Origin of the sequence: Pseudomonas sp. BAV 4579 (genome assembly GCF_009765395.1) — a bacterium.
GTDB classification, from domain to species: domain Bacteria; phylum Pseudomonadota; class Gammaproteobacteria; order Pseudomonadales; family Pseudomonadaceae; genus Chryseomonas; species Chryseomonas aestiva.
On sequence record NZ_WHOV01000137.1, the window covers coordinates 1 to 21,265 of the forward strand.

General features: G+C 63.5%; 17 protein-coding genes and 2 pseudogenes. 13 read left to right on the plus strand and 6 right to left on the minus strand.

All coding sequences use genetic code 11. The annotated features are described in order from the left end of the window. Positions 1 to 95 precede the first annotated feature (95 nt). Both GSQ95_RS21830 and GSQ95_RS21835 read left to right on the plus strand, forming a co-directional pair. Entirely contained in the window at positions 96 to 1,052 is a 957-nt protein-coding gene (locus tag GSQ95_RS21830; RefSeq protein WP_158890809.1) for a LysR family transcriptional regulator, read from the plus strand. A gap of 98 nt (positions 1,053 to 1,150) precedes the next feature. Continuing rightward, complete coding sequence (locus tag GSQ95_RS21835) at positions 1,151 to 1,597, plus strand: hypothetical protein (RefSeq protein WP_178118378.1); 447 nt, start codon at positions 1,151 to 1,153, stop codon at positions 1,595 to 1,597. 25 nt (positions 1,598 to 1,622) lie between these two features. On the opposite strand, the pseudogene GSQ95_RS21840 reads toward GSQ95_RS21835, so the two are convergent. Both GSQ95_RS21840 and GSQ95_RS21845 read right to left on the minus strand, forming a co-directional pair. After that, positions 1,623 to 2,573, minus strand: a pseudogene (locus GSQ95_RS21840) (2-hydroxyacid dehydrogenase). A gap of 54 nt (positions 2,574 to 2,627) precedes the next feature. Further along, a pseudogene (locus tag GSQ95_RS21845) lies at positions 2,628 to 3,935 on the minus strand (Nramp family divalent metal transporter). Positions 3,936 to 4,213: 278 nt separating this feature from the next. Between GSQ95_RS21845 and tig the strand changes: the two are divergent. The 5 genes from tig (at position 4,214) to GSQ95_RS21870 (ending at position 12,200) form a co-directional block, all read left to right on the plus strand. Further along, on the plus strand, positions 4,214 to 5,524 hold the full coding sequence (gene tig / locus GSQ95_RS21850) for a trigger factor (protein WP_158890812.1): 1,311 nt from the start codon (positions 4,214 to 4,216) through the stop codon (positions 5,522 to 5,524). A 90-nt stretch (positions 5,525 to 5,614) separates the two neighbouring features. After that, positions 5,615 to 6,256, plus strand: a complete 642-nt coding sequence (gene clpP / locus GSQ95_RS21855; protein WP_007162222.1) for an ATP-dependent Clp endopeptidase proteolytic subunit ClpP — start codon at positions 5,615 to 5,617, stop codon at positions 6,254 to 6,256. A 109-nt stretch (positions 6,257 to 6,365) separates the two neighbouring features. Continuing rightward, positions 6,366 to 7,646 carry an ATP-dependent Clp protease ATP-binding subunit ClpX gene (gene clpX, locus GSQ95_RS21860; RefSeq protein ID WP_017642587.1) on the plus strand — a complete coding sequence of 427 codons (1,281 nt, stop codon included), beginning with the start codon at positions 6,366 to 6,368 and terminating at the stop codon, positions 7,644 to 7,646. Positions 7,647 to 7,772: 126 nt separating this feature from the next. Next, positions 7,773 to 10,169, plus strand: a complete 2,397-nt coding sequence (gene lon, locus GSQ95_RS21865; RefSeq protein WP_133859301.1) for an endopeptidase La — start codon at positions 7,773 to 7,775, stop codon at positions 10,167 to 10,169. 174 nt (positions 10,170 to 10,343) lie between these two features. Next, positions 10,344 to 12,200, plus strand: a complete 1,857-nt coding sequence (locus GSQ95_RS21870; protein WP_158890814.1) for a SurA N-terminal domain-containing protein — start codon at positions 10,344 to 10,346, stop codon at positions 12,198 to 12,200. A 104-nt stretch (positions 12,201 to 12,304) separates the two neighbouring features. Here the strand turns inward: GSQ95_RS21870 and cysK are convergent, their stop codons facing one another. After that, positions 12,305 to 13,279: a cysteine synthase A gene (gene cysK, locus GSQ95_RS21875; protein WP_158890815.1), complete on the minus strand. Its 975-nt coding sequence runs from the start codon at positions 13,277 to 13,279 to the stop codon at positions 12,305 to 12,307. Positions 13,280 to 13,389: 110 nt separating this feature from the next. On the opposite strand from cysK, the gene GSQ95_RS21880 reads away from it, so the two are divergent. Together GSQ95_RS21880 and GSQ95_RS21885 are read left to right on the plus strand one after the other, a co-directional pair. Continuing rightward, positions 13,390 to 14,223 carry a MoxR family ATPase gene (locus GSQ95_RS21880; RefSeq protein ID WP_158890817.1) on the plus strand — a complete coding sequence of 278 codons (834 nt, stop codon included), beginning with the start codon at positions 13,390 to 13,392 and terminating at the stop codon, positions 14,221 to 14,223. Positions 14,224 to 14,231: 8 nt separating this feature from the next. Continuing rightward, positions 14,232 to 15,407: a VWA domain-containing protein gene (locus GSQ95_RS21885; protein ID WP_158890819.1), complete on the plus strand. Its 1,176-nt coding sequence runs from the start codon at positions 14,232 to 14,234 to the stop codon at positions 15,405 to 15,407. A 39-nt stretch (positions 15,408 to 15,446) separates the two neighbouring features. On the opposite strand, the gene htpX is transcribed toward GSQ95_RS21885, so the two are convergent. Continuing rightward, the gene (gene htpX / locus GSQ95_RS21890; protein WP_007162229.1) at positions 15,447 to 16,325 is read right to left on the minus strand and encodes a protease HtpX; all 879 of its coding nucleotides are present in this window, start codon (positions 16,323 to 16,325) and stop codon (positions 15,447 to 15,449) included. A 193-nt stretch (positions 16,326 to 16,518) separates the two neighbouring features. Then, a complete protein-coding gene (locus GSQ95_RS21895) occupies positions 16,519 to 17,730 on the minus strand; it encodes a pyridoxal phosphate-dependent aminotransferase (protein WP_133859296.1) in 1,212 nt (403 codons plus the stop codon). A 155-nt stretch (positions 17,731 to 17,885) separates the two neighbouring features. Between GSQ95_RS21895 and msrB the strand changes: the two genes are divergently transcribed. The 4 genes from msrB to GSQ95_RS21915 all read left to right on the plus strand — a co-directional run bounded on the left by msrB (position 17,886) and on the right by GSQ95_RS21915 (position 20,247). Beyond that, a complete protein-coding gene (gene msrB / locus GSQ95_RS21900; RefSeq protein ID WP_133859295.1) occupies positions 17,886 to 18,287 on the plus strand; it encodes a peptide-methionine (R)-S-oxide reductase MsrB in 402 nt (133 codons plus the stop codon). Continuing rightward, entirely contained in the window at positions 18,284 to 18,769 is a 486-nt protein-coding gene (locus GSQ95_RS21905; RefSeq protein ID WP_158890821.1) for a glutathione peroxidase, read from the plus strand. The genes msrB and GSQ95_RS21905 overlap by 4 nt, the downstream gene beginning before the upstream one ends. A gap of 105 nt (positions 18,770 to 18,874) precedes the next feature. Then, positions 18,875 to 19,762, plus strand: a complete 888-nt coding sequence (locus GSQ95_RS21910) for an ATP-binding protein (protein WP_158890823.1) — start codon at positions 18,875 to 18,877, stop codon at positions 19,760 to 19,762. Beyond that, positions 19,759 to 20,247: a GAF domain-containing protein gene (locus tag GSQ95_RS21915; protein WP_158890825.1), complete on the plus strand. Its 489-nt coding sequence runs from the start codon at positions 19,759 to 19,761 to the stop codon at positions 20,245 to 20,247. Before GSQ95_RS21910 ends, GSQ95_RS21915 begins: the two co-directional genes overlap by 4 nt. A 25-nt stretch (positions 20,248 to 20,272) precedes the next feature. Here GSQ95_RS21915 and GSQ95_RS21920 read toward each other — a convergent pair whose 3' ends face one another. Further along, the gene (locus tag GSQ95_RS21920) at positions 20,273 to 21,040 is read right to left on the minus strand and encodes a hypothetical protein (protein ID WP_256664684.1); all 768 of its coding nucleotides are present in this window, start codon (positions 21,038 to 21,040) and stop codon (positions 20,273 to 20,275) included. Between the last annotated feature and the right edge of the window lie 225 nt (positions 21,041 to 21,265).

Consider the following 21,265-nt stretch of genomic DNA (forward strand, 5'->3'; position numbering starts at 1 on the left):
CAGAGATTCGCGCCGTCACCGCTCGTGACGCGACCTGGTAAGCAGTATAGTTCCGGCAAAAGTCCCCTGGCTTCCGATAAAAACGCCCGACCGATATGCAAAAATCCAATAACCCGGCGGGACGTCTCGACTGGGACGATCTCAGATTCTTCCTCGAAGTGGCGCGCACCCAGAAGGCCAGCGCCGCGGCCCGGCGGCTGGGGGTGGACTACACCACCGTCTCGCGGCGGATCGCCGCCCTGGAAAAGGCGCTGGGGGCGCTGCTGTTCGAGAAGTCGCGCAGCACCGGTTTCAGCCTCACGATGGAAGGCCAGCGCCTGCTGGTGCACGCGGAAACCCTGGAAAGCACCCTGCAGACCGCCTGCGAGCAGATCTCCGACACCCGGCTGGCGCCGTCCGGCCAGGTGCGTATCGGCGCCACCGAAGGCTTCGGCAGCTACTTCGTCGCGCCCCAGCTGAGCTTCTTCCAGGATCGCTATCCCGGCATCACCCTGGAGGTGCTGCCGGTGCCGCACTTCGTCAACCTGTCGCGGCGCGAAGCCGACATCGCCATTACCCTGGAGCGGCCCGAGCGCGGGCCCTATGTCTGCCGCAAGCTGTGCGACTACCGCCTGCGGCTCTATGCCACCGCCGACTATCTGGCCAGCCACCCACCCGTCACGCAGCTAGCCGATCTGCAGCGCCACAGATTCATCACCTATGTCGACGATCTCGCCTTCAGCCCTGAACTGCTCTATTTGGAGCGGATCCTGCCCGAGGCCAGCAGCGGCCTGCGCAGCACCAGCGTGATCGCCCAGTACCAGGCGGCCCTGTGCGGACACGCCCTGGCCATCCTGCCGTGCTTCGTCGCCGAGCCCGATCCGCGACTGGTGGCGCTGTTGCCGGAGCAGATCCAAATCACCCGGCAATTCTGGCTCTATTACCGAGAAGACCTGCGCCGCCTGCGGCGCATCACCCTGGTGACCGACTATCTGCGCGCCTGCACCGACGCCAATCGGGGCTTCCTGCTCGGTGAAACCCGCGCCCCGATGCTGGGCTGGCCGGCATCCTGAAGCCCGTCGCCAATCGCTGCGGCACCCCGGGACCCGGCTGGGGTCTCAGAGCTGTCGGTCGTCCGTCGACGGCCTCCGGTGAACACATGGGAACGGCAATGGAACGATATCAGGCATTGAGTCAGGCGCTGAGCAAGGCGGCCGAGCGGGAAGAAGCCTACTGGCAGGGACTGGAGCGCCGTCTGCATGAATTGCCGGACTGCTTCACCCGCTACCTGGGGCTCACCCCCGCGGATCAGGTGGATGCCGGGCTGGGCCTGGAAAAGCGCGTGGATGGCAATATCGTGCGCGAGCTGGAGGTCTATGCCCGTTATGACCTCACGGTGATCGTCGATGACCTCGCCGGCATCCCCCAGACCTTCGCCATCGGCCTGTCCTTCTTCTATACCAACGACCATTTCGTGCTGAAGGAGCGCGATGGCGAGTTCTCCGTCACCCTCGAACCCCAGGACGATCCCGATCGCTTCTGGTCCGAAGGCTGCCGCGAGATCTATGACTCCCTGGCCCGGCGCATCCGCGGCAAGACCCTGCCGGCCATCGAGTAGCATGCCGGCCGGCAGGTGACTGCGGTCAGACCGGCGTGACCAGGTGTCCCTCGGCGAAGTAACGCTCCACGTTGGCCAGTACCAGGTCGGCCATGGCCTAACGGGTCTCGTGGGTGCCGCTGCCGAGGTGCGGGGTGAGGACCACGTTGTCCAGCGTCAGCAACTCGGCGGGCACCGCCGGCTCCTCGGCGAAGACATCCAGGCCGGCGCCACCCAGGCTGCCGGCCTGCAAGGCGGCCACCAGGGCGGGTTCGTCGACCACACTGCCGCGGGCGATGTTGATAAGATAGCCACGGGGGCCCAGGGCGGCCAGGATTCGCGCATCGACCAGCTTGTCGGTGGCCGGTCCGCCGGGCAGCGACAGGACCAGGAAATCCGCCGCCTTTGCCAGGTCTTCCAGCTCGGCGTGATAGCGATAGGGAATGTCCGGTTGCCGCTGGCGACCATGGTAGGCCACCTCCATGCCGAAGGCCTCGACCCGGCGGGCGATGCTCTTGCCGATATTGCCCAGGCCGACGATGCCGCAGGTCTTGCCGGCCAGGCGCGAGGTCAGCGGAAACTTGCCCTGCTGCCAGTCGCCGCGACGCACGAAGCGATCCGCGGCGCTGATGCCCCGCGCCACATCGATCAGGAGGGCGAAGGCGGTGTCGGCGACGCAGTCATCCAGCACGCCCGGGGTGTTGCTCACCACCACGCCCAGATCCCGGGCGGCGGCGATGTCGATGCTGTCGTAGCCCACCCCGAAACTGAACACCGCCTTCAGGCCAGGCAGGGCACTCATCAGCTCGCGCGTCGCACCATGCACCCCGGAGGTGACCAGGGCCACCACGTCCTGACCACGCGCGGCGGGCAGTGCGGACGGGTCGGGTGCTTCCCAGAGCCGCAGCACCTCATGGCGTGAAGTGAGGGCGTCCTGCAGGGCCGGCAGCAGCGGACCCACCTGCAGCAGCAATTGACGTTCGTTCTGTTCAGGCATCTCTAGACTCCTTGAGGAAAGCGGGGGGCGGCGAATCCGCCCCGAAACGGGGGCTCAGCCGAGCAACTGCAGGCCCAACTGGATCGCGACCCAGATCGCCAGCAGGGTGGCGAAGCCCAGCGCCAGATTCTCGAACCAGTTGTTGCGGTACTTGTCGCCCAGCAGCGACTTCTGGTTGGACATGATCAGCAGCCCCAGGGAGATCACCGGCAGGCCGACGATGTTGAGGGCATTCACGCCAATGGTCAGGGTCACGAAGTCGGGCATGCCCGGCAGCGACCATACCAGCGGCGTCACCAGGATGAAGAGCAGGAACCACCTGTGCGCCGGGTCCTTGTGAAAGGTCTTGCCATAGCGTTCACGGCGTTCCGGCCGGATGTGCTGCAGGGCATCGGTGATCAGCATGGGGAAGGCGGTGGTCTTGCCCACCACGCTGGCGAACAGGGTGGCGAAGACCCCGGTGAAGAAGATCAGCCAGCCGCCGGTGCCGAAGAACAGCTCCAGGGCCGCGCCCAGGTCGCTCAGGGTATTCACCTGCAGGCCATTGGGTCTGAGGATCTCCACCCCGACCACCCAGACGGCCAGGTTGATGACGATGCCGACCACCACCGCGAAGAGCAGGTCGTTGCGCTGGATGCGCTTGTGTTCCGGGCCGGTCCAGCCCTTTTCCTTCATCACATAGGGATGCACGAAGTTGGCGATGGAGCCGGCCACGGCGCCGATCACCGAAACCGCTACCAGCAGGGCGCCATGCACGCCTTCGTCCGGCGGGATGCTGAAGCCGATGGTGCCGCGCAGGATGCCGCCCAGGTCCGGACCCGACATCACCGCCAGGGTGATGAAGGCCAGGGTCATGACCGCCAGCAACACCTTCATCACCCCCTCGATCAGTGCATAGAAGTTGCGGCCCACCAGCAGCCAGACCGCGATCACCACCGCCACCGAGCAGAGCAGCGGCTGGTCGAGGTGGAGCAGGGTGGCCAGGGCTTCGCCGGCGCCCTTGAGCATGTAGGCATTGGTCAGGTGCCCCATGATCAGCGCGTAGCCGAGCATGAACCAGGCGAACACCGGGTGCAGCTGGGCATAGCCTTCGAGGATCGACATGCCGCGGTTATTGCACAGCTGGAAGCGGGCGATGATGTTGACGATGAGAAAGCGCAGCAGCAGGGACACCGCCAGCACCCACATCATGGCGTAGCCGTAGTTGGCCCCTGCCACCTAGGAGGTGATGAGGTCCCCGGCGCCCAGCCAGGACAGCACCGCAATGATGCCGGGGCCCAACAGCTTCGCCAGGCGGCGCAGGCCGGAGCTCTGCTCCCTGCTCTCGGGTATGGATTTCTCGACGGAACCGGATTGGTCCATTAGGGCGGTTCTCCTAACGATTGTTGTTGTGAATAGGGCCGGAGTCGGCCTTTTCGTTAGCTTGCCCTTCAGGGTTTAGCATTACATACGACGTCGTACAACTCAGGGCGGGCAACAAAATGTTGCTCTCGACACGCTCGGTCGGGCTCCCTTTGGCAGTGCCCGTACGCACCGCTGGATCAAGCCAGGTGACTTCGCTTGAGACTGTCTCTAGAATGGTCGCCCTTGATTCTGGGGGGTCGGAGTGCCGGCCTGTTTCTGTGCCACGAGGAATATCCATGCAAGTTTCCGTTGAAAACACCTCTGCTCTCGAGCGTCGCATGACCATTGGCGTGCCGGCCGAGCGTATTGAAACCGAAGTGAACAAGCGTCTGCAGCAGACTGCACGGCGTGCCAAGGTTCCCGGTTTCCGCCCGGGCAAGGTACCCATGAGCGTCATCCGCCAGCGCTACGAAGCCTCGGCTCGTCAGGAAGCCTTGGGTGATCTCATTCAGGAAACCTTCTACGAAGCCGTTGTCGAGCAGAAGCTCAACCCGGCCGGCGCACCCGCCGTCGAACCCAAGGTGTTCGAAAAGGGCAAGGACCTGGAATACGTTGCCACCTTCGAAGTCTTCCCCGAGTTCGAAGTCAAGGGCCTGGACGGCATCGAGATCGAGCGTCAGGACGCAAGCGTCGAAGACGCCGACATCGACAAGATGCTCGACGTGCTGCGCAAGCAGGGCACCCGTTATGAAGCCGTTGACCGCGCTGCCGCCAACGATGACCAGCTCACCCTGGACTTCGTCGGTACCCAGGACGGCGAAGCCTTCGCCGGTGGTTCCGCCGAAGGCACCAAGCTGGTGCTGGGCTCGGGTCGCATGATCCCCGGTTTCGAAGACGGCCTGTTCGGCGCCAAGGCCGGTGACGAGCGCGTGCTCGACCTGACCTTCCCCGAGGACTACCAGAACCTGGATCTGGCCGGCAAGGCCGCCCAGTTCAAGGTCACCGTCAAGGAAGTGGCCGCTCCCGAGCTGCCCGAACTGAACGAAGCCTTCTTCAAGCAGTTCGGCGTGGAAGAGACCACCGTCGAAGGTTTCCGCGCCGAAGTGCGCAAGAATATGGACCGCGAGCTGCGCCAGGCCCTCAAGACCAAGGTCAAGAACCAGGTCATGGACGGTCTGCTGGCCGCCAACCAGATCGACGTCCCGGCTGCCCTGATCAGCAACGAAGTGGATCGTCTGCGCGTCCAGGCCGTCCAGCAGTTCGGTGGCAACATCCAGCCCGAGCAACTGCCGGCCGAGCTGTTCAGCGAGCAGGCCAAGCGCCGCGTGCTGCTGGGTCTGATCATCGCCGAGATGGTCAAGCAGTTCGAGCTCAAGCCCGATGACGCCCGCGTTCGCGAGCTGATCGAGGAAATGGCTGCGGCCTATCAGGAGCCCGAGCAGGTAGTGAAGTGGTACTACCAGAACGAGCAGCAGCTGAACGAAGTGCGTTCGGTTGTACTGGAAGAACAAGTCGTGGATACTGTCCTCAAGCAGGCAAAAGTCACCGACAAGCAGGTCTCCTACGAGGACGCGGTCAAACCGGCCGAGGCTCCGCAAGCAGCCTGATCTGCCTCCAGTTGCTAGTTCACCTAAGCCAGCCTCGTGCTGGCTTATGTGTTTTTGACAGGTCATCCAGATAGGGAGCTAGTGCAGGACATGTCCCGCAATTCATACATGCAATCCATGCCCGATATTCAAGCCGCTGGCGGTCTGGTACCCATGGTGGTGGAGCAATCCGCCCGGGGCGAGCGCGCCTACGACATCTACTCCCGGCTGCTCAAGGAGCGGGTCATCTTCCTGGTCGGCCAGGTCGAGGACTACATGGCCAACCTGGTCGTCGCCCAGCTGCTGTTCCTGGAAGCGGAGAATCCTGACAAGGACATCCACCTCTATATCAACAGCCCGGGTGGTTCGGTGACCGCTGGCATGTCGATCTACGACACCATGCAGTTCATCAAGCCCGACGTCTCCACCATCTGCATCGGCCAGGCCTGCAGCATGGGCGCCCTGCTGCTGGCAGGTGGCGCCGCCGAGAAGCGCTTCTGCCTGCCGCACTCGCGGATGATGATTCACCAGCCCCTGGGCGGTTTCCAGGGTCAGGCGTCGGACATCGAAATTCACGCCCGTGAAATTCTGACCATCCGTGAGCGTCTGAACAAGGTACTGGCGCATCACACCGGTCAGCCCATGGACGTGATCGCCCGCGATACCGACCGTGACAACTTCATGAGTGGCCCCGAAGCCGTTGCCTACGGCCTGATCGACAAGGTCCTCGAGAAGCGCAACATCCCCGCCTGACCCCGCCTCGACCACCTGCCCAGGCGCCGTCGTTTGGGCAGGTAGGCTTGAAAAACCGTGCAATAGGCTCCATCTTGTTGATGTAAGCACATTCCATTGGATCGATCGAATGACAGATACGCGCAATAGCGACGATAACGGCAAGCTGCTTTACTGCTCCTTCTGCGGCAAGAGTCAGCACGAAGTACGTAAATTGATCGCTGGACCCTCCGTCTTCATCTGCGACGAATGCGTCGACCTGTGCAATGACATCATCCGCGAGGAAGTCCAGGAAGCTCAGGCCGAAAGCAATGCGCACAAGCTGCCAGCGCCGAAGGAAATCAGCGCTATCCTCGACCAGTATGTCATTGGTCAGCAGCGTGCCAAGCGGGTCCTCGCCGTTGCCGTCTACAACCACTACAAGCGTCTGAATCAGCGCGAGAAGAAAGACGACGTCGAGCTGGGCAAGAGCAACATCCTGCTCATCGGTCCGACCGGTTCGGGCAAGACCCTGCTGGCGGAAACGCTGGCGCGCTTGCTCAACGTACCTTTCACCATCGCCGATGCCACCACGCTGACCGAAGCCGGTTATGTGGGTGAGGACGTCGAGAACATCATTCAGAAGTTGCTGCAGAAGTGCGACTACGATGTGGAAAAGGCCCAGATGGGTATCGTCTACATCGACGAGATCGATAAGATCTCGCGCAAGTCCGACAACCCCTCCATCACCCGTGACGTCTCGGGTGAGGGTGTGCAGCAGGCCCTGCTGAAGCTGATCGAAGGTACCGTGGCGTCGGTTCCGCCCCAGGGTGGCCGCAAGCATCCCCAGCAGGAATTCCTGCAGGTCGATACCCGTAACATCCTGTTCATCTGCGGTGGTGCCTTCGCCGGCCTGGAAAAGGTCATCCAGAATCGTTCCACCAAGGGCGGCGGCATCGGCTTCAATGCCGAGGTGCGCAGCGTGGAGCTGGGCAAGAAGATCGGCGAATCCCTGCGTGACGCCGAGCCCGAGGATCTGGTCAAGTTCGGTCTGATTCCGGAGTTCGTCGGTCGTCTGCCGGTCATCGCGACCCTGGACGAGTTGGACGAGCCGGCGCTCATGCAGATCCTGACCGAGCCGAAGAACGCCCTGACCAAGCAGTACGCCAAGCTCTTCGAGATGGAAGACGTGGATCTGGAGTTCCGTCCCGACGCGCTCAAGGCGGTTGCCCGCAAGGCGCTGGAGCGCAAGACCGGTGCCCGGGGTCTGAGATCCATCCTCGAAGGCATCCTGCTCGAGACCATGTACGAGATTCCTTCGCAGAAGGAAGTCAGCAAGGTGGTCATCGACGAGAGCGTCATCGAGGGGAGTTCCCAGCCGCTGCTCATCTACGAGAACAGCGAGCCCGCCAAGGCGGCGCCGGACGCGTGACAAAAGGGGCTTCGGCCCCTTTTTCATTTCAGCGACGGTTGTATTTTGCGGCGGCCAACCTCATGTTAGGAAAAACCGAGGCCTTAACCGCATCTGCGGCCGATTATTTGCCGAGACCCGTATCCCATGACTACGACGATAGAACTTCCCCTGCTGCCCCTACGTGACGTAGTGGTCTATCCCCACATGGTCATCCCATTGTTCGTCGGAAGGGAAAAGTCCGTCGAGGCCCTCGAGGCCGCCATGGCTGGCGACAAGCAGATCCTGCTGGTCGCGCAGAAGAATCCCGGCGATGACGATCCCGCCGCGGATGACATGTATCACATGGGTACGGTGGCAACCGTTCTCCAGCTGCTCAAGCTACCCGATGGCACCGTCAAGGTCCTGGTCGAAGGCGAGCAGCGTGGCCGTATCGAGTCCTTCGTCGAAAGCCAGGCCTATGCCCGTGCGCTGGTCACGCTGATCGAGGACAGCGAAGCCCCGGATCGCGAATCCGAGGTGTTCTCGCGCAGCCTGATGAGTCAGTTCGAGCAATACGTGCAACTTGGCAAGAAGGTCCCCGCCGAAGTGCTGTCCTCGCTCAACAGCATCGAGGACCCCAGCCGCCTGGTCGATACCATGGCCGCCCACATGGCGCTGAAGATCGAGCAGAAGCAGGAGATCCTCGAGATCACCGAGCTGGGTGCGCGCGTCGAGCACGTGTTGGCCCTGCTGGATGCCGAAATCGACCTCCTGCAGGTGGAAAAGCGCATCCGCGGCCGCGTCAAGAAGCAGATGGAGCGCAGCCAGCGCGAGTACTATCTCAACGAACAGATGAAGGCCATCCAGAAAGAACTGGGTGACATTGACGAAGGGCACAACGAGGTCGATGATCTCAAGCGTCGTATCGAAGCGGCTGGTCTGCCCAAGGATGCCCTGACCAAAGCCAATGCTGAGCTGAACAAGCTCAAGCAGATGTCGCCGATGTCGGCGGAAGCCACCGTGGTGCGCTCCTACATCGACTGGCTGGTGAACGTGCCGTGGCAGGCGGAAAGCAAGGTCCGCCTGGACCTGGGCCGTGCCGAGGAAGTCCTCGACAAGGACCACTATGGTCTCGAAGAGGTGAAGGAACGCATCCTCGAATACCTCGCCGTGCAGAAGCGCGTGAAGAAGGTACGCGGGCCGGTGCTGTGCCTGGTCGGCCCGCCCGGCGTGGGTAAGACTTCCCTGGCCGAGTCCATCGCTCGCTCCACCGGTCGCAAATTCGTGCGCATGGCCCTGGGTGGCGTGCGTGACGAAGCCGAGATCCGCGGTCACCGTCGCACCTACATCGGCTCCATGCCGGGTCGCCTGATCCAGAAGATGACCAAGGTCGGGGTGCGCAATCCGCTGTTCCTGCTCGACGAAATCGACAAGATGGGCAACGACATGCGTGGCGATCCTGCCTCTGCACTGCTCGAGGTTCTGGATCCGGAGCAGAACCACACCTTCAACGACCATTACCTCGAAGTGGACTATGACCTCTCCGACGTGATGTTCGTCTGCACCGCCAACTCCATGAACATTCCGGCGCCGTTGCTGGACCGCATGGAAGTCATTCGCCTGCCGGGCTACACCGAGGCGGAAAAGGTCAACATCGCCATCCGCTACCTGATTCCCAAGCAGGTCAAGGCCAATGGCCTGAAGAAGGGCGAGGTGGAATTCGATGAAGACGCGCTGCGCGATATCATCCGCTACTACACCCGCGAAGCGGGCGTTCGGAGCCTGGAACGGCAGGTTGCCAAGGTCTGCCGCAAGGTGGTCAAGCAGCACGCCCTGAGCAAGGAGCGTACCGCCAGCGTCACCGTGGACACCCTGGAGCACTGGCTGGGCGTGCGCAAGTTCCGCTACGGTCTCGCCGAGCAGCAGGATCAGATCGGTCAGGTGACCGGCCTGGCCTGGACCCAGGTGGGTGGCGAATTGCTGACCATCGAGTCCGCGGTCGTTCCCGGCAAGGGCCAGATGATCAAGACCGGCTCGCTGGGCGATGTGATGGCCGAGTCCATCACCGCGGCCCTGACCGTGGTCCGCAGCCGTGGCCGCAGCCTGGGTATTCCCAAGGACTTCCACGAGAAGCACGACATCCATATCCACGTTCCCGAAGGCGCTACGCCCAAGGACGGTCCGAGCGCCGGTATCGGGATGTGCACGGCGCTGGTCTCGGCGGCTACCCGCATCCCGGTACGGGCCGACGTGGCCATGACCGGCGAGATCACCCTGCGCGGGCAGGTCCTGGCCATTGGCGGCCTCAAGGAAAAGCTGCTCGCAGCCCACCGCGGCGGCATCCGTACCGTGATCATCCCGGAAGAAAACGTCCGGGATCTGCGGGACATTCCGGACAACATCAAGGCCGACTTGCAGATCAAGCCAGTCAAATGGATTGACGAGGTCTTGGAGGTTGCGCTGCAATACACGCCGGAGCCGCTTCCGGACGATGGTCCGGAGCTCGTCAGCAAGGACGAGAAGCGGGATCAGGAAGGCAAGGAGCGCGTCAGTACCCACTGACGGCGCACCTGGGCTTGATGGGCGGGCTGCCAGACGAGGTTGCTGGTGCTCCGCCGTCCTGCTGGATGCAAGGTCCTTGATCGATGAAAAGGCGCATCTCGAGATGCGCCTTTTCGCTATTTGCTATTCGACGATTTCGCCATGGCCGGTCCGGCCACAGCTCGTGGGGGGAACATGCTACAAAACATCAGGGACCGTTCGCAGGGATGGATTGCCAAAGTCATCATCGGATTCATCATCCTGCTGATGGCACTGACCGGCTTCGAAGCGATTATCCGCGCCACGGGTCACCAGGGCGCCGTTGCCCTGGTCAACGGCGACGAGATCAAGCAGACGGAGCTGGCCCAGGCCGTGGAGATGCAGCGTCGCCAGCTGCAGCAGCAATTGGGGCAGGGCTTCGATCCGTCCACTCTGGATGATCGTCTGCTGCGCGAGTCCGCGCTCAAGGCACTGATCGACAAGCAACTGCTGCTGCAGAGCGCCAAGGCCGATCGCTTCGCCTTCTCCGAGCAGGCGCTGGATCAGCTGATCCTCAATACCCCCGAATTCCAGACCGAAGGGCGTTTCGATCCCCAGCGCTTCGATCAGGCCGTTCGCCAGATGAACTACAACCGCCTGCAGTTCCGCGATCTGCTGCGTGACGAGATGCTGATCGGTCAGCTGCGCGCCGGCATCGTCGGCAGCAACTTCGTTACCGACGCCGACATCGATGCCTTCGCCGCGCTCGAACGCCAGACCCGTGATTTTGCCATGCGCACCGTCAAGGCCTCGCCGGCCGGCATCACGCCGACCCAGGACGAAGTCCAGGCCTACTACGACAGCCACAAGAACGCCTTCATGACGCCCGAACAGGTGGTCATCGATTACGTCGAGCTGAACAAGTCCGCCTTCCTGGCCAAGGCCAAGGTCGACGAAAGCCGCCTGCAGGCCGCCTACAAGTCCGAGATCGCCAACCTGTCGGAGCAGCGTGACGCTGCGCATATCCTCATCGAGGTCAACGACAAGCAGAGCGACGACCAGGCCAAGGCCAAGATCCAGCAGATCCAGGAGCGCCTGAAGAAGGGTGAGGACTTCGCCAAGCTGGCCAAGGAGTTCTCCCAGGATCCGGGTTCGGCGGCCAATGGCGGCGACCTCGGCTTCGCCGGTCGCGGCGTCTATGACCCGGCCTTCGAAGAGGCCTTGTATGCCCTGGCACCCCAGCAGGTGTCGGCCCCGGTGCGCACCAGCTTTGGCTGGCACCTGATCAAGCTGCAGGGCGTGCAGGCGCCGAAAGTACCCCCCCTGGCCAGTGTCCGGCCGCGTCTGGAGCAGCAGCTCAAGGCGGAAGACGCCGACCGCCTGTTCGTGGAAGCGGGCCGCAAGCTGGAAAGCTCCGCATATGAATCCTCCGACCTGAGCCAGCCGGCCCAGGAACTGGGACTGCAGGTCAAGACCAGCGCTCCCTTCGGTCGTGAAGGAGGCGAGGGGCTGACCGCCAACCGTCAGGTGATCGAGGCGGCCTTCAGCGAGGACGTCCTGCGCAACGGCGCCAACAGCACCGCGCTGCAGCTCGATCCGGAGACCCTGGTGGTGATCCGCGACAAGGAGCATCGCACGCCGCAGCTGCAACCCCTGGATGCGGTCAGGAAGGAGATCGTGACCCGCCTGACCCAGGAAAAGGCCGCAGCCGCAGCCAAGCAGGCTGGCGAGGAACAGCTCAAGACCCTGCAGGCAGGTGGCAAGGCCGCCGCGGGTGACTGGCGTACCGTCGAAGCCGCCACCCGCAACCAGGAGGGTGTCGATCCCCAGGTGTTGCAGGCAGCCTTCCGCATGGCCAAGCCGGAAGCCGACAAGCCGTCCTATGCCGGCATCAGCCTGCAGAACGGTGACTTCGTGCTGATCCGCCTGCAGGGCGTAGGGGTACCCAAGGAAGCCTTGAGCGCCGAGGACAAGGCGTTGTACCGCCGCTACCTCGCCTCGCGCGCCGGACAGGTCGATTTCGCCGCCTACCGTCGGGCCCTGGACGCCAAGGCCGAGATCAAGCATCTCTGATACAAGAAAAAGCCCGGGAAACCGGGCTTTTTCTTGGGTGGCGGTAATGCGGTCCAGACCTTGCCGGCGCCGCCCGCAGGGAAGAGGGCGGAGCCTCTGTCCTTTTACTGGACGAGGTCCTGCTCGTCGAACAGACCGTCGAAGAGCATCGTCGACAGATAGCGCTCACCGGAATCCGGCAGGATGACCACGATGGTCTTGCCCTGCATCTCCGGCGTCTCGGCCAGTCGGACCGCGGCGGCCATGGCGGCGCCGCAGGAGATGCCGCAGAGAATGCCTTCCTCGCGCATCAGTCGCTGGGCCATCAGCTTGGCCTGCTCATCGCTCACCTGCTCGACGCGATCGACCATGGTGAGATCCAGGTTGCCGGGCACGAAGCCGGCGCCGATACCCTGGATCTTGTGCGGGCTGGGTTTCACCTCGGCACCGGCGAGGGTCTGGCTGATGACCGGCGAGGTCTCCGGCTCGACGGCCACCGACAGGATCGGCTTGCCCTTGGTGTTCTTGATGAAGCGCGAGATGCCGGTCAGGGTGCCGCCGGTACCCACGCCGGCCACCAGTACATCGATGGCGCCATCGGTGTCGTTCCAGATCTCGGGGCCGGTGGTCTTCTCGTGGATGGCCGGATTGGCCGGGTTGTCGAATTGCTGCGGCATGAAATAGCTATCGGGTTCGCTCTCGGCGATTTCCCGGGCCTTTTCGATGGCGCCCTTCATGCCCTTGGCCGGCTCGGTCAGCACCAGCTCCGCACCCAGCGCCTTGAGCACCTTGCGTCGCTCCAGGCTCATGGAGGCGGGCATGGTCAGTACCAGGCGGTAACCCCGGGCGGCGGCGACGTAGGCCAGGCCGATCCCCGTATTGCCCGACGTCGGCTCCACCAGGCTCATGCCCGGCTTGAGCAGCCCCTTGGCTTCGGCGTCCCAGATCAGGTTGGCGCCGATGCGGCACTTGACCGAATAACCCGGATTGCGTCCCTCGATCTTGGCGAGCAGGGTGACGCCCTTGGGGCCGAGGCGATTGATGTAGACCAGTGGCGTATTGCCGATGGACTGGGCATTGTCAGCGAAGATGCGGCTCATGGAGGATCCTGTGCGGCGCGGAAAACTCGCAGCCTAGGCCTTGCGTCCGATGACGTCCAGCCCGGGCGTGGCATGCTATCGTCAGGCGAAACAGCTGCCGAGGATCAGTGATGGCCTTTCAGGGTACCGAGCGTTATGTGGCCACGGCCGAACTCAGTCTGGCGGTGAATGCGGCCATCCGGCTGGGGCGTCCGTTGCTGGTTAAGGGCGAGCCGGGCACCGGCAAGACGCTGCTGGCGGAGCAGGTGGCCCAGAGCCAAGGCGCGCGGCTGATCACCTGGCATGTGAAGTCCACCACCAAGGCGCAGCAGGGCCTCTATGAATACGATGCGGTGAGCCGCCTGCGCGATTCCCAGCTCGGCGATCCCCGGGTGCAGGAGGTAGCGAACTACATCAAGCCGGGCAAGCTGTGGGACGCCTTCACCGCCGAGGATCCAGTGGTGCTGCTGATCGACGAGATCGACAAGGCCGACCTCGAATTTCCCAACGATCTGCTGCTGGAACTCGATCGCATGGAGTTCCACGTCTACGAGACCGGCGAGACCATCCGCGCCCAGCGGCGCCCGATCATCATCATCACCTCCAACAACGAAAAGGAGTTGCCGGACGCCTTCCTGCGCCGCTGCTTCTTCCACTTCATCCGCTTTCCCGAGCGCGAAACCCTCGAACGCATCGTCCAGGTGCACTATCCCGATCTCCAGCAGCGGCTGGTCCAGGACGCCCTGGATCTCTTCCTTGAACTGCGCAGCGTGCCGGGGCTGAAGAAGAAGCCGTCCACCTCGGAGCTGGTGGACTGGCTGGCGCTGCTGCTGGGCGATGAGGCGGCGCAGCGGGCACTGCATGGCGAGGCCGGTCTGCCGCCGCTGGTGGGCGCCCTGTTGAAGTACGAGCAGGATCTGCAGTTGCTTGAGCGCCAGGCCTTCATGCGTCGTCGGCGGAGCTGAGGAGAGGCATGTTCCTCGATTTCTTCACCCGACTCAGGGCGGCGGGCATCCCGGTGTCTTTGGGCGAACTGCTGGATCTGCATGCTGTCCTGGATGCGGGCCTGGTGGTGGCCGATCCCGACGCCTTCTATCTGCTGGCCCGTGCGGTACTGGTCAAGGACGAGCGCTTCTTCGACCGTTTCGATCAGGTCTATGCCGGCGAGCTGGCCAGGTCGGAGCGATCGGCGGATACCAAGGCGATTCCCGCGGACTGGCTGCGACTGGAGTTGCAGCGGCGGCTGTCCGAGGAGGATCGCCAGCGGCTTCAGGCGCTGGGTGGCCTCGATGAATTGCTCGCCACCCTGCAGCAGCGCCTCGCCGAACAGCGCGAGCGGCATGCCGGTGGCAACAAGTGGATAGGCACGGGAGGCACCAGTCCCTTCGGCAGCGGTGGCTACAATCCCTTCGGCGTGCGCATCGGCGAGGCCGGTACCCGGCAGGGGCAAGCGGCCAAGGTCTGGGAGCAGCGCGACTACCGTAACCTGGACGATCGTGCGCCGCTGGACCGGCGCAACCTGCAACTGGCCCTGCGCCGGCTCAGGCGCTTCGCCCGCCAGGGCGCGGCGGCGGAATTCGATCTGGAGGGTACCGTCGCGGCCACGGCACGCGAGGGTGGTCTGCTGGACGTGCGCTATCGACCGGAACGGCACAATGCGACCAAGGTGCTGCTGCTACTCGATGTCGGCGGCTCCATGGATCTGCATGTGCGCCTGTGCAGCGAGCTGTTCAGCGCCTGTCGCCTGGAGTTTCGCGACCTGGAGTACTACTACTTCCACAATTGCGTCTATGAACGCGTCTGGCGTGACAATGCCCGGCGCCATGAGGAGGGGTTGAATACCGCCGAGCTGCTGCGCCGCTATGGCGCGGACTACCGCCTGGTGATCGTCGGCGACGCCAGCATGGGGCCCTGCGAGATCACCCATCCAGGTGGCAGCGTCGAGCACTGGAACGAAGAGCCCGGTGCCCTGTGGATCCAGCGACTCTGCCAGCACTTCCCACGGGCGGCCTGGCTCAACCCCTATCCCCAGGAGGGCTGGGCCAGCAGTACCTCGATCCAGCTGCTGCGCGAACTCATGGCTCAGCGCATGTTTCCTCTGACCGGCGAAGGGCTGGGCGAGGCCATTCGATCCTTGACCCGCCCATGAAAAAACCCGGCCGAAGCCGGTTTTTTTCATCGCTGGCGCTTAGCGCTGACCGTAGCGGCGCAGGGCCTCGATGCGGTCTTCCAGCGGCGGGTGGCTCATCAGCAGACCGGCCAGGCCGTTCTTCAGCGAGCCGTTGATGCCGAAGGCGTTCAGGGTGTCGGGCATCTGCACCGGGATACCCTGCTCGGCACGCAGGCGCTGCAGGGCGCCGATCATGGCATTGGGGCCGGCCAGGCGCGCACCGGCTTCGTCGGCGCGGAATTCGCGTTTGCGCGAGAACCACATGACGATGATGCTGGCCAGGATGCCCAGTACCAGTTCGGCGACGATGGTGGTCACGAAGTAGGCGATGCCGTGGCCTTCCTCGTTCTTGAAGATGGCCTTGTCGACGAAGTTGCCGAAGATCCGCGCGAAGAACATCACGAAGGTGTTCACCACGCCCTGGATCAGCGCCAGGGTCACCATGTCGCCATTGGCGACGTGACCGATCTCGTGGGCCAGCACCGCGCGCACCTCTTCGGGCGAGAAGCGCTCCAGCAGGCCCTGGCTGACCGCGACGAGCGCGTCGTTGCGGTTCCAGCCGGTGGCGAAGGCGTTGGCCTCGTAGGCCGGGAAGATGCCGACCTCGGGGGTCTTGATGCCGGCTTCGCGGGCCAGCTCCTCGACGGTCTGTAGCAGCCACTGCTCATGGCGGGTCCGCGGCTGGCTGATGACCTCGGTGCGGGTGCTCATCTTCGCCATCCACTTGGAGATGAACAGCGAGACCAGCGAGCCGGCGAAACCGAACACGGCACAGAACACCAGCAGACTGCCATAGTTCTGACCGGTGTAGCGATCCACGCCAAGCACCTTCAAGGTGATGCTGGCAACGATCAGCACCGCCAGGTTGGTAGCCAGAAATAACAGAATGCGCATCATGGTGGGGTACAGCTCCTCACAGGTTTATCTGCCGGCTATATAAGGTTCGGCCCCGATCCATTCAACGTTTCCTCTATTGCAAACTGTGTCGTCGATGGTCTCGCCGGTCAGGCGATGACGGTCACGCAAGGGCCGGCGCCGGTTGACGCCGCGGGTGGCGCCAACCGGTGAAAGACCCGGAAATGCTTTACCGCTACTGGGAGTAGCCACCGAGGAAGTTGCCGATGCGACCGATGGCCTGCTCCAGGTCATCGACGCGGGGCAGGGTGACGACGCGGAAGTGATCGGGCCAGGGCCAATTGAAGGCCGTGCCCTGGACCACCAGCAGCTTTTCCGAGAGCAGCAGGTCGAGAACGAATTTTTCGTCGTTGTGGATGGGGCAGACCTTGGGGTCGATCCGCGGGAAGGCATAGAGCGCGCCCATCGGTTTCACGCAACTGACCCCGGGAATGTCGTTGAGCAACTCCCAGGTGCGATTGCGCTGTTCCAGCAGGCGGCCGTGCGGCAGCACCAGGTCGTTGATGCTCTGGTAGCCACCCAGCGCGGTCTGGATCGCATGCTGCGCCGGCACGTTGGCGCACAGGCGCATGTTGGCGAGGATGTCGAGGCCTTCGATATAGCTGTGGGCGCGATGCTTGGGGCCCGAGACGATCAGCCAGCCCGAGCGGAAACCGGCGACGCGATAGGACTTGGACAGCCCGTTGAAGGTCAGGCACAGGACGTCCGGTGCCAGGGAGGCGGTGGAGATGTGCTGGGCTTCGTCGTAGAGGATCTTGTCGTAGATCTCGTCGGAGAACAGCACCAGGTTGTGCCGTCGCGCCAGTTCGACGATGCCTTCCAGCACCTCCTTGGAGTAGACCGCGCCGGTGGGGTTGTTCGGATTGATCAGCACCAGCGCCTTGGTGTTGCTGGTGATCTTGGCTTCCATGTCCGCCAGGTCGGGGAACCAGCCTGCCTGCTCGTCGCACAGGTAGTGCACCGGCTTGCCGCCGGCCAGGCTGACCGCGGCGGTCCACAGCGGATAGTCCGGCGCCGGGATCAGCACCTCGTCGTTGTTGTTGAGCAGCGCCTGCATGGCCATGACGATCAGCTCGGAGACGCCATTGCCGAGGTAGATGTCCTCGATGCCGACACCCTCGATGCGCTTCTGCTGGCAGTACTGCATCACCGCCTTGCGCGCGCTGAACAGACCCTTGGAGTCGCTGTAGCCCTGGGCGGTCGGCAGATTGCGGATGACGTCCTGCAGGATCTCCTCGGGCGCCTCGAAGCCGAAGGGTGCCGGATTGCCGATGTTGAGCTTCAGGATGCGGTGGCCTTCCTCTTCGAGGCGCTTGGCATGCTTGAGGACCGGGCCGCGGATGTCGTAGCAGACATTGGCGAGCTTGTTCGACTTGGAGACCTGCATGGGGAAATGAATCCTGGAAAAGGGCGAGAAAGACTCGGCGGGAACGGACGCCGACCGGCGCTTGGCAGCATCCGGGGGCGGATGCCAGACTGAGCGGGAATCATACGGCTGCATCGCCTGTTACAAAAGATGCGCCGGCATCCAGCGAGGTCATCATGGAAAAAGTACAGCGTAGCCCGGAAGACTGGCGTGAGCGCCTGACCGACGATCAGTTTCGCGTCTGTCGCCTGGCCGCGACCGAAAGACCCTACACCGGCGCCTACTGCAACACCAAGACGCCCGGCGTCTATCACTGCGCCTGCTGCGAGCTGGCACTGTTCGACTCCAGTACCAAGTTCGATTCCGGTTGCGGCTGGCCCAGCTATTACGCGCCCATCGCTGCCGAGGCGGTACGGGAAAAGGAGGACTTCAGTCACGGCATGCACCGCGTCGAGGTGCTCTGCGCCCGTTGCGATGCGCACCTGGGACACGTCTTTCCCGACGGTCCGCCACCGACCGGCCTGCGCTACTGCATCAATTCGGTGGCCTTGCAGCTGCAACCCAGGGCCTCCGCGTGATCCAGGACCTCCTCAGCCTGCCGTTCGAAACGGCTGACGGCCAGCGGGCCTGCCTGGCCGACTGGCCGGCACGGGCCTATCTGGTGGTCAATACCGCCAGTCGTTGCGGCTTCACCCGCCAGTACGATGGCCTCGAGCTGTTGCAGCAGCGCTATCTGGCCCAAGGGCTGCGAGTGATCGTCTTTCCCTGCAACCAGTTCGGCGGCCAGGAGCCCGGCAGCAATGCCGAGATCCAGACCTTCTGCCTGACCCGCTTCAACGTCAGCTTTCCGGTAATGGCCAAGCTCGACGTCAACGGCGACGGCGCCCATCCGCTGTTCGTCGCCCTCAAGCAGGCGGCCCCGGGTCTCCTGGGCGGTGCGATTCGCTGGAATTTCACCAAGTTCCTGATCACGCCGGCGCAGGGGCGCGTGCAGCGCTTCGCGCCCATCACCCGGCCGTCGCAGCTGGAAAAGCATGTTCGCCAGGCGCTGGCGTCCTAGCACCTGGTTCGTCCGGCCTTTGTCTGGAAGGTGAAGGTCATACGATAATGCGCGGCCTGGCTGGCGGCTGGCCCGCTTCTCTTCTTGTCGTCAAGGATCATCCCTGTGAATGCCTCCCTAGAAGACTTTCTGCTCCACGCGCGGCAGGTGCTGGAGCGTCTCGAGCCCCTGTTGCCCCATCGTCGCGAACCGCTGGACTGGCAGCGCTGCTATGCCGCGCGCTGGCGCCGGGAGGGCCATGGCGGCTATCTGCAGCCGCTCAAGGTCAATCTGGAACTGCGCCTGGCCGATCTGCTGGGTATCGATCGCCAGCGCGACCAGCTCGCCCGCAACACCCGGCAATTCGTGGCTGGACTGCCAGCCAACCACAGTTTGCTGTGGGGCGCGCGGGGCACCGGCAAGTCGTCGCTGATCCGGGCGTTGCTGGCGGAATATGCCGGTGAGGGTCTGCGGCTGATCGAAATCGAGCGTGACGATCTCGCCGATCTGCCCCGCGCCGTGGAGCAGCTCGCCGGTCAGCCGCAGCGCTTCGTGGTGTTCTGTGACGACCTGTCCTTCGATTCCGGCAGCGACGACTACCGGGTGCTCAAGAGCGTGCTGGATGGCTCCCTGGAGCAGGCGCCGGACAACGTGGTGCTCTATGCCACCTCCAACCGGCGTCATCTGGTGGCCGAACGGCAGAGTGACAATGCCAACTGGGAGCACGTCGACGGCGAACTGCATCCGAGCGAGGCGGCCGAAGACAAGATCGCCCTGTCGGATCGCTTCGGTCTGTGGCTGTCCTTCTATCCCTTCACCCAGGATCACTATCTCGCCGTGGTGCGCCACTGGTGCGCGACCCTGGCCGGCAAGTCCGGCCTGCAGCTGGAGTGGTCCGAAGACGCTGATCGCGAGGCCATCCGCTGGGCTTCCGGTCGCGGCAACCGCAATGGCCGCTGTGCCTATCAATTCGCCCGGCAATGGGTCGGGCTCAAACTGTTGGAGAACGCATGACCGTAGAACTGACGGGCGTAGGGGCAGGACTCGAAGGCTACGCCATGCTGGCCGCCCAGGTGGAAGCCCTACTGGCCGGTGAGCGCAATCTGGTAGCCAATGCCGCCCAGTTGTCGGCCTTCATCTATCAGGAGGTACCGGACCTGAACTGGGCCGGCTTCTATTTCGTCGAGGGTGAGGACCAGCTGCTGCTCGGGCCCTTTCAGGGCAAGGTCGCCTGCATGCGCATTCCCTTCAGCAAGGGCGTGTGCGGGGCCGCCGCCCGAGAGCGGCGTACCCAGCGCGTCGAGGATGTCCATGCCTTTCCCGGACATATCGCCTGTGACGCCGCTTCGCGCAGCGAGCTGGTGGTGCCGCTGGTCCAGGGCGGTCGCCTGATCGGCGTGCTGGATCTGGACAGCCCGCATCCGGGGCGCTTCAGCGTAGCGGATCAGGCCGGTATCGAAGCGCTGGTAGCGGCCTTTCTGGTCGCGACCGACTGCTGATCGCCGGAGGAGGGCAGGGAAGCCCTCACTCGTAGTCGTTCTTCTTGCGCCAACTGTCGTCCTTGAGCGTGTCCACGCTGTCCGACAGCTCGTTGGAACTGCTGCTGGCCTGCTCGACCATTTCGCTCTGCTGGCGTTTCACCTGGGTGATCTGCTCTTCCAGATGGGCCAGCAACTCGGTATAGCGCTCGGGTTGCTGCTGCTTGCGAATCTGCATGATCGCCCGCTCGTACGACTGCCGCGCCTGGATGTAGTGCTCGCTCTTGATCTGCTGTTCGGCCTGATAGCGGAAGAATTCCACATAGGTCGCCGTGAGCAGATAGCGCATCTCGCCGACCCAGCGCTGCGCTTCCTGGCCGTCGAGAATGCCGATCTGGTTGGCATGGGCGACGAGTGCATGGAGCATTTCCAGATAACCGCGGACTTCCTTGACTCGCGCCTCGGTATGCACCGGCCGGGCAGTGTTAGCGACTTCGATGTCGTCGCCCTTGGCCAGGGCTTCTTCCAGTTCGGTCTTGCGTGCACTGAGGCTGGCGGAAGGCGTCTGCAAGGCGGCGAGGCGGGCGATCAGCCCCAGTTCGATGCGGTGGAACAGCTGCTTGAGCGCCGGGGTCATCAGCTGGCCGGGTAAGCTGCCGCCCAGCTGGGCGCAGCGCTTGATGCGGTCGGTGAGGTCGGCGACCAGGCGCTGCTTTTCCAGGCGTCCCGCTTCGAGCTTCTGATTGACGAAGGCGATCATGATCAACACGAGGATGCCAAGCCCCACTACCGCTGCAATCCTCGTTGAGGACATGACCTTCTCCATGGTGCTTGCCCGCCGTTTGTCGTGCGAGCGAAGTCGTTGATTTGAAAAGTATTTAATCAGCTATTGACGCCCAGGGTAAGGCTCCCTAGAATGCGCGCACTCCCAACGGCGGCAAGCGTCAGCCGAGTGGTAGGCCAGAGTCCTCAGGGATTCTACCTGGTCCCCTTCGTCTAGTGGCCTAGGACACCGCCCTTTCACGGCGGTAACAGGGGT